At 51.4% G+C, this 13,306-nt stretch carries 11 protein-coding genes; 7 read left to right on the top strand and 4 right to left on the bottom strand.

The window, feature by feature from the left end; all coding sequences use genetic code 11:
• Position 1 precedes the first annotated feature (1 nt).
• From ACFSDB_RS08455 to ACFSDB_RS08445, 3 genes are read left to right on the top strand one after another with little or no spacing between them, the layout of a single operon-like run.
• Positions 2-820 carry a GNAT family N-acetyltransferase gene (locus tag ACFSDB_RS08455; protein WP_204891868.1) on the top strand — a complete coding sequence of 273 codons (819 nt, stop codon included), beginning with the start codon at positions 2-4 and terminating at the stop codon, positions 818-820.
• A 19-nt stretch (positions 821-839) separates the two neighbouring features.
• Complete coding sequence (gene menC / locus ACFSDB_RS08450; protein WP_204891867.1) at positions 840-1,949, top strand: o-succinylbenzoate synthase; 1,110 nt, start codon at positions 840-842, stop codon at positions 1,947-1,949.
• A 51-nt stretch (positions 1,950-2,000) separates the two neighbouring features.
• Entirely contained in the window at positions 2,001-3,068 is a 1,068-nt protein-coding gene (locus ACFSDB_RS08445) for a YkvI family membrane protein (RefSeq protein ID WP_204891866.1), read from the top strand.
• Between the two features lie 288 nt (positions 3,069-3,356).
• Here ACFSDB_RS08445 and ACFSDB_RS08440 read toward each other — a convergent pair whose 3' ends face one another.
• Positions 3,357-4,001, bottom strand: coding sequence for a CPBP family intramembrane glutamic endopeptidase (locus tag ACFSDB_RS08440; RefSeq protein ID WP_204891865.1), 645 nt, complete (start codon positions 3,999-4,001; stop codon positions 3,357-3,359).
• A gap of 294 nt (positions 4,002-4,295) precedes the next feature.
• On the opposite strand from ACFSDB_RS08440, the gene ACFSDB_RS08435 reads away from it, so the two are divergent.
• Entirely contained in the window at positions 4,296-4,814 is a 519-nt protein-coding gene (locus ACFSDB_RS08435) for a cysteine hydrolase family protein (protein ID WP_377339758.1), read from the top strand.
• 64 nt (positions 4,815-4,878) lie between these two features.
• On the opposite strand, the gene ACFSDB_RS08430 is transcribed toward ACFSDB_RS08435, so the two are convergent.
• The 3 genes from ACFSDB_RS08430 to ACFSDB_RS08420 are packed head-to-tail and all read right to left on the bottom strand — an operon-like array spanning position 4,879 to position 8,908.
• Positions 4,879-6,243 carry a YjiH family protein gene (locus tag ACFSDB_RS08430; RefSeq protein WP_204891863.1) on the bottom strand — a complete coding sequence of 455 codons (1,365 nt, stop codon included), beginning with the start codon at positions 6,241-6,243 and terminating at the stop codon, positions 4,879-4,881.
• Positions 6,240-7,571: an aspartate aminotransferase family protein gene (locus ACFSDB_RS08425; protein ID WP_204891862.1), complete on the bottom strand. Its 1,332-nt coding sequence runs from the start codon at positions 7,569-7,571 to the stop codon at positions 6,240-6,242. The genes ACFSDB_RS08430 and ACFSDB_RS08425 overlap by 4 nt, the downstream gene beginning before the upstream one ends.
• Entirely contained in the window at positions 7,568-8,908 is a 1,341-nt protein-coding gene (locus tag ACFSDB_RS08420) for a sigma 54-interacting transcriptional regulator (protein ID WP_204891861.1), read from the bottom strand. The genes ACFSDB_RS08425 and ACFSDB_RS08420 overlap by 4 nt, the downstream gene beginning before the upstream one ends.
• A gap of 247 nt (positions 8,909-9,155) precedes the next feature.
• Between ACFSDB_RS08420 and ACFSDB_RS08415 the strand changes: the two genes are divergently transcribed.
• The 3 genes from ACFSDB_RS08415 (at position 9,156) to ACFSDB_RS08405 (ending at position 13,290) form a co-directional block, all read left to right on the top strand.
• Positions 9,156-10,523: a vWA domain-containing protein gene (locus ACFSDB_RS08415; protein ID WP_204891860.1), complete on the top strand. Its 1,368-nt coding sequence runs from the start codon at positions 9,156-9,158 to the stop codon at positions 10,521-10,523.
• A 116-nt stretch (positions 10,524-10,639) separates the two neighbouring features.
• Positions 10,640-11,221: a DUF488 domain-containing protein gene (locus ACFSDB_RS08410; protein WP_204891859.1), complete on the top strand. Its 582-nt coding sequence runs from the start codon at positions 10,640-10,642 to the stop codon at positions 11,219-11,221.
• A gap of 440 nt (positions 11,222-11,661) precedes the next feature.
• Positions 11,662-13,290 (top strand): glycoside hydrolase family 13 protein, encoded by a 1,629-nt coding sequence (locus ACFSDB_RS08405; protein ID WP_204891858.1) that lies wholly within the window; start codon positions 11,662-11,664, stop codon positions 13,288-13,290.
• The last annotated feature ends 16 nt before the right edge of the window (positions 13,291-13,306 follow it).

Raw genomic sequence — 13,306 nt, 5'->3', positions numbered from 1 at the left:
GATGGGAAATGGAATCACCATCCGGCGGCTGGAAACCAATGACGACATGCGGTTGATCCAAGTCCTGGAACGCGAAGTTTGGGACATGGCGCCGATCCCGACGCATCAGACATTTACAGCGTCGAAAAACGGCGGCATTCTGGTCGGAGCGTTTTTCGAAGGCAAACTGATTGGCTTCAGCTACGGCTTTGCGGGATTCAAGGACGGGAAATCGTACCTCTGCTCGCACATGATGGGCATCCACCCCGACCATCAGTCAAAAGGCATCGGCTACCTGCTGAAAGAAGAGCAGCGTTCGCTCGCCAAGGCCATCGGCTACGACTTGATCACCTGGACGTTCGATCCCTTGGAGAGCCGCAACGCCTATTTGAATACAACACGATTGTACGGCATCTGCAGCACGTATCTCGAGAATTGCTACGGCGAAATGGACGACGGCTTGAACCGGGGCCTGCCGACGGACCGCCTGCAGATTGAATGGTGGATATCGAGCAGCCGCGTCGAAGACCGCTGGCAGCCAGAGCACGCGCAGTTCACACAGCCGCTCGGCGTCGGGAAAACCGCCTCCGGGCACCCGTATATTGACAGCGGGCTGGACCGGCTGCCGCTTCACGCGGAAGCCATCGAAGTTCCGGTGCCGGAGAATTTCCAGACGATCAAAAGGGAGGATGCGGCGCTCGCACTCGATTGGCGCCTGAAAATCCGCGAGGCTTTCCAGCGTTTATTCGCAAACGGTTTTGCCCTTGTCGGTGTACGCAAAGCCGAAGGCGGCATCCATTATTATCAATTCGTTCCACGGGATACGATTCCCTTACCATAAACAGAAAGAGGAGAACCTTATGCAAATCAAAGAAGTGAACGTACGGAAAATGAAAATGACGATGAAGCATCCGTTTACCACCAGTTTCGGCACTTTCCAGGAAAAGGACTTTCTTTTGCTGGAAGTGAAAGACGAGCTCGGCAATTCCGGCTGGGGAGAATCCGTTGCGTTCCATTCCCCTTGGTACAGCGAAGAAACGGTTGAAACGAATTTGCATATGATCCGCGATTTTCTGGCGCCGCTTGTGTTGGAAGGGGAAATCGGCCATCCGGACGAAGTCAGCGAACGCTTCGCCAATCTGCGGAAGAACAATATGGCGAAATCCACTGTGGAAGGTGCCATCTGGGATCTGTACGCCAAACGCAACGGAATGACGCTTGCTGAAGCACTTGGCGGCAAAAGCGAAAGGATCGAAGTGGGCATCTCGATCGGCATCAATGAAAACATGGATGCACTGGTCGAAACGGTGCGCGGCTTTATCGAGGAAGGCTATAAGCGCATCAAAGTGAAAATCAAACCCGGCTTTGATGTAGAAGTGATGCGCGAGCTGCGCAAGCAGTTCCCGGACATGCCGATGATGGCGGATGCCAACTCGGCTTACCGGTTGGAAGATCTGGGTGTGCTGAAGCAATTGGACGAATTCGGCCTGATGATGATTGAACAGCCGCTCGCTTCTGATGACATCATCGACCACGCGAAACTCCAGTCCGAACTGAAAACGCCGATCTGCCTCGACGAAAGCATCCACTCGCTGGAAGATGCCCGCAAAGCGGTGGAACTCGGCAGCACGAAAATCATCAATATCAAAATCGGCCGCGTCGGCGGATTGACCGAAGCGAAAAAGATCCATGATTACTGCCTGGCACAGGACATTCCCGTCTGGTGCGGCGGCATGCTCGAATCCGGCATCGGACGCGCGCACAACGTCGCTTTGACGACGCTGCCGAACTTCGTGATGCCAGGCGACACAGCCGGTTCCTCGCGCTATTGGGAAGAGGACGTCATCACCCCGGAAGTGACGGTGGAAGACGGATTCATCACGGTGCCGACGGAACACGGCATCGGCTACGGCATCAATCAGGAAGCATTGGACCGTTTCACGGTCGAGAAATGGCAATTTAAAAACTAACCGCACAGCCTAAGAAAAATAGAAGAAAACCAGAAGGACGGGGGAAAGAAGATGAAAAAGAGTTTTCAGATGGGTGGCGCGTTTATCGGCGTCATCGTTGGCGCCGGATTCGCATCGGGCCAAGAGGTATTGCAGTTTTTTACTAGTTTCGGGATGCTGGGGATTCTCGGCACGGTGATCGCCACGGCATTGTTCGCTTTTCTGGGCATGAATCTTATGCAGCTCGGCAGCCGGCTCCAGACCAAGTCGCACCAGCATGTTATTTACCACATTTGCGGACGTGTTCTTGGTACGGCAATCGATTTCATCATCACGTTCTTCTTGTTTGGTGTCACCGTGGTCATGTTTTCCGGATCGGGTGCCATCTTTGAACAGCAATTTGGCATCCCGGGAACCGTCGGCAACCTGTTGATGGCGGTATTGACAATCGCAACCGTGCTGATGAGCGTTCAAAAAGTCATCGCCCTGATCAGTGCCTTCACGCCGTTCCTGCTGCTTGCGGTGATTGTCATCACGGGCTACTCCCTGGTGAATTTCGATTTCGCTTCTGCTGACTTCGCGGCAGCATCAGCCAACCAGGCGGCGCCGAACTGGCTGATGGGCGGCCTCTTGTACGTATCGTATAACCTGGCTGCCGGAGCTGCCATGATGACAGTCATGGGCGGCACGGTGAAAGATGAGAAAGTGGCTGGGTGGGGCGGCATCATCGGCGGACTCGGACTCGGCTTGCTGATCTTGCTCATCAACATCTCGATGCTGACGGATCTGAAAGCACTCGCGGCTGTCCCGATGCCGATGCTGGTGCTCGCCAATAACATCAGCCCGATGCTTGGCGGCTTGATGTCGGTCATTTTGCTCGGCATGATCTACAACACGGCAGTCGGCATGCTGTACGCGTTCTCTGCCCGCATCGTCAAACCCGATTCGCCGAAATTCAAAATGTCTGTCGGGATCTTCGGAGCTGTTGCCTTCGGGTCAAGTTTTGTTGGGTTTGTCACGCTGGTCGGAACCGTGTATCCGGTCATGGGCTACTTAGGATTCGCTTTGATCGCGGCGATCGTGTTCGCCTGGTTCCGCCGGAAAAAACCGATGCCGGCCAACGAACTGGTGAACTCTTAATCATTTTCTGAACTTCAATAGAATTGTTAGAAAGGCTGCTGTCCATTACGGCGGACGCGTTCCGCGGGCTCGCGCCAAACTAACTCGGACTTGCGTCCGAGTGGATTTCGGCACTTCGCTGTCCCGCTGGAGTCGCCGCCTCCATTCCCATCAGCCGATATAGAATATGAAAAAGGCCAAGAGAGAAAAGCACTGCTTTTCTTTCTTGGCCTTCAATTTTGGAATCTTGATTGACATCTTTCACTTTTCCCTACTCAAGCACGCCTCGGTACTTCTTATCATTTCCCTTCAATAAATCCACAAAAAGAAAAACACGGAAGAAAGGTTCGCTAAGAAATGGGCGATGGCGCTGGTCCATGCGTTGTTGGTTTTGTAGAAAACGACGCCGTAGAGGAAGCTGTTGACGAAAACGAAGAAGAGGTCGTACGCCACCACGATGGGTGCACCGAATGCGATGTGGCCGAGTGAAAACAGCAGCGATGACAACAGAAGCGCCGGAACAAGCGGCAGCATTTTGCTCACTTGATTCTGGAAAAATGCGCGCCAGGCAATTTCTTCGCCCAAGGCAAAAACAGCCAGTTGGAGAATCATGAGGAACAACAGGTTCCAGGAAAGGAAAGCCTCTGTACGGGCGACGACGTATTCCAGGTATTCCGGCAAAAAGAGGAGGGCAAGCCCGATGCTGACAGCATTCATGACCACCGGCAAGATGAGCCAGAACCAGATGCTCTTTTTCTTCAAGTCCCGTCCGATGGACCGGAAATCCAATCCACTTGCGCGGGCGGGTTGCTTCTCCAGCTTTTTAACGGCGAAAAAGAAAATGATGCCAATAATGACAGCAAGCCCGGCGATGCTTGTGCCTGAAAAGTTTGCGAACGACAGGACCGCCATCACTGTCAGACCGATAAGTGACAGTGTACCTATTTTCTTCAAGACAACCGACTCCCCAACTATTTATTTGGTATAGAATACAGCCTTGCAAGGACAGACTCCATCTAGCTATCTTGCATATGGTTACCATTTTTATTCCAATAATACAATTCGCGGTGTTTCCTCTCCTTTCCTGCCAAACAGCCGCTCCAATATTTCCACACCTGCGATGTCGGAGCTGTGAGCAGCTACTTGTTCATGGGCAACTCCCTATTTTTTATTGAAGGCAGGAAGGGAAGAGCGGAGGTTAAGTCGAATAAGTGTCCGAGGATATCACTGAAAAGAGGAGGGCTGAACGTGTCTAAAACGGCTTTATTGGTCATCGATGTACAAAACGAAATGTTTGCCGAAGCGAACCCGGTTTTCAACAGCGAGAAGCTGATCCGAAACCTTCAAATCCTGATCCAAGGAGCGCGCGCATCCAGAGCGCCCGTCATCTACGTCCAGCACAATGACCAAGCGCTTGTAGAAGGGACGCATGACTGGCAAATCCATCCGTCGATCCGCCCAGAAGCAGGCGACGCGGTCATCCAGAAATGGACACCGGATTCATTCCATGAAACCGATCTGCAAGAGGTACTGCAGGAAAAAGGCATCGAACACCTCGTTGTCACTGGCAACCAGACGGAGTATTGCGTAGACACGACGACCCGGCGTGCCTTCAGCCTCGGCTACCGCTTGACGCTCGTCGAAGACGGCCATGGCACATGGGATGCCGATTCCTTGAGCGCTGAACAGATCATCGGCCACCACAATCGTGTGCTCCGGTCTTTTGCATCGCTGAAGGAAACGGAAAAGGTTCTTTTTGAAGGGTGAATCGAATAAGCACACATTAAAAACCCCTGCATTGAACATAGCGTTCACTGTAGGGGTTTTGCTGTTATACGAATAGATGGCCGAACACAACCAGGATCGGCAATGTAATGATGGTACGAAGAACAAAGATCACGGCAAGTTCCCAGAACTTCACCGGGATGTTCGAGCGCAGAATCAACAGGCCGATTTCCGACATGTAGATGATCTGCGTCAGCGATACACCCGCTAGGACGAAGCGCGTCAATTCGCTTTCGATGCCGCTGCCAAGGACAGCCGGCAGGAACATATCCGCGAATCCGACAAGGAAAGTCGGCGCAGCTTCTGCCGCTTCCGGCAATCCGAGCAATGTCAGGACCGGGATCAGCGGATAGGAAATGATTTTGAAGAGCGGCGTGTATTCCGCCACCACTAGCGCAATCGTGCCGAGTGCCATCACCAAAGGAATCAATGCCAGCCAGATGTCGAGTACGGTTTCGATGCCGATCTGCGTCAGCTTTTTCGGGCTTGCGGCGCTGTTCGCTTTGCGGCGTGCTTCGTCAAAGCCCCATTTTACCAAGGACACACCTTCCGGAATCGTGTCGTCGACTCTTTTGCCGACCGGCGCGTAGTACTCGTCCTTCTTGCGGGACAGGGGCGGAATGCGCGGCATGATGATCGCTGCGACCAGGCAGGCAACCGATACGGCCAAGTAGAACGGCAGGAACAAATGGCCGATGCCGACGACGTTTGCGACGACCAAAGAGAATGCGACAGAAGCAATCGAGAAGGTGGTCGCAATGACGGAAGCTTCCCGTTCCGTATAATAGCCTTTATCATACTGCTTCATCGTCACCAATACGCCGACCGGCGCTGCGCCCATCCATGAAGCCATGGCATCGATCGATGAACGGCCCGGCAATGTGAATACCGGACGCATGAATTTATTGACCAGCGCGCCGACGAATTCCATCAAGCCGAACTCCACAAGGAGCGGCAATAGAATCCCGGCAAACAAAAACCAGGTGAGCAATACAGGAGCCAGGTCGTATAAAACGACGCCGCCTGTATTGCGGGAAGCGATGGCTTCCGGGCCGATTTCATAAAACGCCATGATGCCGAATGCGAAAGCGAGGACCCGTACCGCAAGGCCGAAGGGCCCGTTGATGAATGTCGCACGCAAGAACGGCGACTTTTTCACGAATTCCGGTTTCAGGGCAGTTGCGGTGAGGCTCGCAATGGCAGAAAAGCCGAGCAGGAACAGGATGAATGCCGGGATGACCGAACCGAATGTTTTCATTAGGAACGACGCCAGGATGCCGACGCCGATCGTCACTTCGCCGTTATAGGAAATCGGCATCAAGAACAGCAAGGCGCCGATCAATGACGGGATCAGGAATTTCCAGGTGGCTGATGGAGAGATGGCTTTCTTTTCGCTTTGTAGCAATGTCATGATTTTTCCCCCTTGTATGTATAGACTGTCAACGCTTGGTCCAGGACTTCGATGCCTTCGTCAATCTGTTCTTTCGAGATCGTCAGCGGCGGAATCATGCGGATCACTTCTCCGGAATTGCCGCAGAGGTAGAACAAGACGCCGCGCTGGAGGCATTCATCCAAGACGCCCATGACTGCTGCACCGTCAGGCTTTCCAGTATCCGGATCCTGCAATTCGATTCCGATCATCAAGCCGACGCCGCGGATGTTCTTAATGGTGCTGTGTTTGATTTTTAATTGCTCTAGCTGCTGCAAGGCGTAAGCGCCCATGTTTCGTGAATTCTCGAGTAGCTTTTCTTCTTTCAGCACTTCAAGGGATGCCAGTGCGGCCGAGCAGGCGATCGGGTTGCCGCCGAAAGTCGTGCCATGTGTGCCGAGCGGCCACTGGGCCATCAATTCTTTGGAAGCAACCGTAGCGCTGAGCGGCAGGCCGGCAGCAATGCCTTTCGCAATCGCCATGATGTCCGGCGTGACGCCAAAGGTTTGGGCTGCAAACCAATTGCCGGTGCGGCCGAAACCGGTCTGCACTTCATCAAATATTAAAAGGATGCCGTGGCGGTCGCAGATTTCACGGATTTTCGCGAGCCATTCCTTCGGCGGAATGATGTAGCCGCCTTCGCCGAGTACCGGCTCAAGGATGACGCAAGCCACTTCTTCCGGAGTGACTTGATGCGCGAAAAGCTTTTCAAAATCCCGTTCCAGTTTTTCGGGGAAGAATGTTTCCGGTGCTGCACCATGCGGCAAATCTTCCGGGTGCGCATACGGCAATTGGTACGTCAGCCAGGAGGGCTGCAGAAACTTGCGGTATTTGCTTTTTGATGTGGTGACGCTGAGCGCGCCGATCGAGCGGCCATGGAAACAGCCGGTGAACGATACAGTATAGGGACGTTGGGTAGCGTACTTCGCCAGTTTGATGGCCCCTTCGATCGCTTCAGTTCCGCTATTGGCAAAAAAGAAGTTATCGAGTTTCGGCGGCATGATTCCTTGAAGTTCGTATGCCAGCTTCAGGATGGATTCGTAAATGATGACGCCGGACGGGCCGTGCACGAGGTGGTCGGCGCTGTCTTTGATCGCCTGGACGACTTTCGGATGGCGGTGGCCGACATTCTCAACCGCAATGCCGGACGTGAAATCCAAATACTTCCGGCCATCGACGCCGAAATAATAACAGCCTTCCGCTTTGATCACCGGCAAATTAGGATGGTCTTTTGCCATGCTCGGCGCCAGAAAATTGCCGATCGATCCGACGAGGTGCTGCCAGTCTTGCTGCTGTTGGATGGTTGTCATTCCAGATCATCTCCTAAAGGTAAGTTTGAGTATTTCTTCAGCTTGCGGACGACGGATGGCTGGCTGATGCCGAGGACATTCGCCATTTCGGTTGTGGTCCGGTAACGCTTTTGTGCATTCAGCAATACTTTCTTTTCCACTGTCTCCAGGATATGGGGGAGCGTCTGGCCGTCCAGTTCTAGGCCGATCCGCTCGCCGGCATCCGGCTGGTACTTCACGGGCAGGTCATCAAGGGTGATGGCCGATGACTCGCTCTCGATCAAACTGCGTTCCAAGACATTCCGCAGTTCGCGGAAATTTCCAGGCCAAGTCAATCGCAGCAAGTGAAAATACAGATCGTCGGTAAGGGTTTTCCGGCTTTCGTACTTGCTGTTCAATTCATCCAAAAACTTGGCGATGGCACTGTCTAGGTCTTCGGGCCTCTCGCGCAGCGGCTTTAATTGGATGGAAACGAGATGCAGGTAGTAAAACAGGTCTTCACGGAACGTGCCGTTTGCGACCGATTCCTCTAAAGTGGATTCGCTGACGGCGATGATGCGGGCGGAGTGCGGCTTCTGCAGGATTTTGAACAAGGCGGCCTGGGAAGCGAGCGGCAGCCGGTCGATTTCATTCAACACGAGCGTACCGCCTGCAGCTAATTCCAGATATCCGCTCGGCTGTGCGCCCTCAAGTCCGGTAAAGCTGATTTCAAAAACCGATTCCGGGAGTGCCGTGCAATTGACTTCAATGAAAGCCTGTTCACTCCGGGTGCTTTTGGCATGAATGAATTTGGCAAGCGACGTCTTGCCGGTTCCGGGTTCTCCCTGGACTACGATCGGCACGTCCAGGCGAGCTGCTTTTGCGGCTGTCTTTACGGCACGGAGCGAAGAATTGCTTTCCGTGATGCAGCCCTCCATATGGATCTGTTGCTCGCGAAGGTGGGCTAACTCCTCTTTGACTTTGGACATCTCTGTTTCAAGGTTCTCCAAGTACTCTTTCATCACCATGAGCTCCGACAATTCATAGGAATAGCTGATGACGAATTCCACTTCTCCTGCATCGTTGAACAGGGGAATTCCAGTAATCAGAACTTTCTTGCCGGATGCGGTATTCTGAACCGTGACGACTTTCTTCTTTTTCTCGACAACGAGCGGCGTGACGGCCGGTGAAAAGACGCCTTCTGCCTCAAGGTCCAATACGGATTTGCCAAGAAGGTCGGCAGAAGCGACACCATATTTTTCACCCGTAATTTGCGTGGTTTTTAGAATTCGTCCTTCTCTAGTGGTGACGATGATGTCTTCGTCATACGTATCCATAATTTCTTCGTCCATATTAGGGAGCAGGAACAGCGTATTCATGTAAACGTCTCCTTTATTCATTCTTGTATAGACTATACATTACTGAATAATCGAATTACAAGTAAAATTTTAATTTTTCTTATAATTAAGCAAGGCTCGATTGATTAGGTGAATGGTAATTGGGTATCTCAATGGAAGAAGGAAAAAAGACTCTAATATTTCCGCTTATGAAACTTTCTATTCTACATTTCGTAAACTAGTTAATGAACAGGGATAATCGGAGGGGAGCGCGATGAGGTTGAATAGTATGAAATGGAAACTGCTTGGCGGTGCATTAAGTCTGTTGATGCTGGCCGGCTGCAGCGAAGAGGAATCTGCATTATCAGAAAAGACGGAGCCGAAACAGGAACAACCGCAAACGGAAGCAGCGGCAGAACCGGAAAAAGAACCGAAGGAGAAATCGGAGATTCCGCAAGCTGCCATACATAATGTAGAGGAAATTGTGAAAGAAAAAGGAAGATATGTGCCAGGACATACGACAGCAGCTCAGAAAGAGGAGATCTTGGCTGAAATTGAAAAAGCACCGGAAGGATTGACCGGCGAACAAGCCTATTCGATTGCAGTTTCGCTGCTCGCTGCTGACATCGAAGAAGAAGCCCGGAAATTCAAAGCCATAGATCCGGTCATCACCATAGCTTCCGAGACGCCGGAAGACGGGATTGTGCTGCCGGAAGAGGAAACGGTCAATGTGGCAATCTTGCTCGATGCAAGCGGCAGCATGGGCGGGGAAGTGAGCGGCGGACAAAAGATGAAGCTTGCAAAACAAGCGATCCAGCAATACGCTTCGGACCTGCCGGAAGGATCGAATGTTATGCTTCGCGTTTACGGCCATAAAGGAACCGGTACCGACGCCGATAAAGAAATGTCGTGCGAGAGCAACGAAGTGGTCTATGAATTGGGTGCTTATGATGAACAGCAATTCGGAAAGTCGCTTGAACAGTTTTCACCCGCAGGCTGGACGCCGCTAGCAGGAGCTATCCAAGCGGCACAGCAGGATTTGCAAGGGCAAAAAGGCGAGCATGTGCAAAATGCGGTTTATGTAGTAAGCGACGGCATCGAAACATGCGGCGGCGATCCGGTGGCAGCTGCAGCTGCACTAAGTGAATCGGATATTCAGGCGGAAGTGAACATCATCGGCTTTGATGTCGACAATGAAGGGCAAAAGCAGCTTGAAGCCGTGGCGAAAGCAGGAAAAGGGCAGTATAAATCGGTTTATTCCGAAAGCGAATTGAATGATTTCCTGAAGCAGGAACACAGCCGCCTGTACTTGGAATGGATGGCGTGGAGCAATGACCGAACGCTTGAAATTATGGAGCAGAGCAATGACATTAACTTGGAATTGATGACTTACAATAATGACATCTACGGCAAATCGTTGGCTGCTAAAAATGAAATGGACTTCTTATTTTACCAATTCAAAGAGCTGGAGAAATTCAAAGGTGAAGATGCTGAACAGCGCTATAAAGAACTGCTTGATATACGCCATGAGACAATCGCTCAATATTTCGACCAGGAAAAAGAGCGCAAAGACACCATCCGCAAGGAAATGAAGGAGCAATTGCAGGAAAAAGTGAACAAGATGAAAGAAGAAAACCAAAAAGTGAATGGTTCTTAAAATAAAACACACACGAAAAATTATTTTTCGTGTGTGTTTGCTTGTTGTTGGCGTGATGTTTAATGCCCATGCCTTACAGGAATAGGTGAAATAAGAACACATAGGAGGGACGGTACATGATAGTTTATACGATCGGCCATTCAAGCCACTCCAAAGAGTTTTTTGAAACGATGCTGAAAGAAACGGGCATCGAACTTTTAGCAGACGTCCGCGCGTTTCCGGGCAGCCGGAAGTGGCCGCAATTCTCAAAAGACATTTTTCCGAAATGGCTCGAAGCGGAAGGCATCACCTATGAGCATTTTCCGAAACTCGGCGGCAGGCGCCGGAAATCGAAGGACGTGGAGCCGGAACTGAATGATGGCTGGCGCAACCAGTCGTTCCACAATTACGCAGATTACACCCTGACAGAAGAATTCAAGGAAGGCATCGAGGAGCTTCTGGACAGGGCCGCCAAACAGAAAGTGGCGTACTGCTGCTCGGAACGGCATCCTGCTCGCTGTCACCGGCTCCTAATCAGCAATTGGCTTGTGGCGAACGGCCATCAGGTCAAACACATCATTGACGGCAAGGGCGGCGCAGTGGAATTGGTGGATCATGAGCTGGCAATTTGGGGAGCACCGGCAGAAAAGAAAAAAGACGGCACTATCGTCTATCCGCCGAACGAAGAACCCGATCAGGAAGAAGAGGCAAAAGGCTGAAAGCCTCGATTGTTTAGAACAAATCGAAATCCAATGAATTCGTTAAACCCTTTCCAGATGTGAAAGGGTTTTTTTGCTTTCGAATAAATCGTGAATTCAGCTGTTTCACGACAGTTCTCATTGGGTTTAAAAAAGTTTTATTTTCTTCTGGATTCAGGTTTTTTTATCCACGCAGTGGTTATATAGTAAGAAACCTAAAAGGCGAAAGGTGGTCCACCCGCAAAAAATATGAACTCTTAGCGAAATATCGGTTCAAAGTATTGGTGTTCCTGTGGAATTCTGCTACACTGTCATCCTAATTGATTTTTTAAAATAATTGTTGCTTGTTAATGGAAAAACTATACAATACAAAATCGACAAAAGACACCTTCGGCTGACATCAGTAGTACATGCAGATAGATTGGGCGGGGAGTGGGCTGGGGTCTTGTGAGGGATCGATTATGAAAAGAAATTGGTGGAAAGAAGCAGTTGCATATCAAGTGTATCCACGGAGCTTCAAAGATTCGAACGACGACGGTATTGGCGACATCAATGGGGTTACAGAAAAGCTGGATTACCTGAAAGATCTGGGCATCGATGTTATATGGCTTTGTCCGATGTACAAATCGCCGAACGATGACAACGGCTATGATATCAGCGATTACCAAGGGATCATGGAAGAATTCGGGACGATGGCGGATTTTGATCGCCTGCTCGAGGAAGTCCATGCGCGCGGCATGAAGCTGATCATCGACCTTGTCATCAACCATACGAGCGATGAGCATCCGTGGTTCATGGAATCGCGGACATCGCGCGACAGCGAAAAGCGCGACTGGTATATCTGGAGCGATGAGCCGACCAACTGGGAAAGCATCTTCGGCGGTTCGGCATGGGAATATGACCAGGAAACGAAACAATATTATTTGCATTTATTCTCCAAAAAGCAGCCGGACTTGAACTGGGAGAACCCGGAAGTACGGAAGGCTTTATACGACATGGTCAATTGGTGGCTCGATAAAGGGATTGACGGTTTCCGCGTCGATGCCATCAGCCACATCAAAAAGGACCTGACGGATATCGAGGATCCGGAGCAGAACCTGTACGCCCCTGCATGGGACAAGATGATGAACGTCAACGGAATCCAGCCGCTACTGACGGAGCTGCGCGATAAGACGTTCGCTGGGCGCGACATCATGACCGTGGGTGAAGCGAATGGCGTCAAGGTCGGCGACATCGAAGAATGGATCGGCGAAGAGGACGGCAAGTTCAATATGGTGTTCCAATTCGAGAGCCTCGGCTTGTGGTCGAATGACTCCACCACCGGCATCGATGTGCCGAAGCTCAAGGAAGTGCTGACGAAATGGCAAAAAGGGGTCGAAGGCCATGGCTGGAATGCCTTGTTTGTCGAAAACCACGACCGGCCGCGCGTTGTTTCGACTTGGGGCAATGACCGCGAACGCTGGCGGGAAAGTGCGACAGCGATCGCCTGCATGTACTTTTTCATGCAAGGTACGCCGTTCATCTACCAGGGCCAGGAAATCGGCATGACGAATGCGCCGTTCGAAGAGCTTGACCATTTCAACGACGTCAAAACGAAGAATATGTACCACTTGAACCGTTCGGAAGGAATGGAACACGAAGCGGTGATGACGCTGATCAATGCGACGAGCCGCGATCATTCCCGGACGCCGATGCAATGGGATGCCACCTTGAACGCTGGCTTTTCACAAACGGCGCCGTGGCTGCGGGTCAATCCGAACTATACGCATCTGAACGTCGAAGCGCAGCGGCAGGACCCGCACTCGATCCTGTGGTTCTATAAGAGCATGATCTGGCTGCGCAAGCATAACGATGTGCTGATTTACGGCACGTATGAACTTTATGACGCCGGACATGAATCGATTTATGCCTATACGCGGCAACACGAAGGAAAGACATTTTTGATCATCACCAACTTGACAGAATTCCCATGCTATTGGAATGAGCCGGCAGGCGCCGAAGTGCGGCTCGCCAATTACGAAGGGCTTGATCCGAAGCAATTGCAGCCGTTCGAGGCACGGGTCTACGAATTGGAAGCAGCGGGCGAATAAAATCCATCTCTATAGA

The organism is Planococcus chinensis, assembly GCF_042681545.1.
GTDB classification, from domain to species: Bacteria; Bacillota; Bacilli; order Bacillales_A; family Planococcaceae; genus Planococcus; species Planococcus chinensis.
The sequence above is the reverse complement of the archived record's forward strand: the minus strand, read 5'-3'. Positions and strand labels throughout refer to the sequence as shown.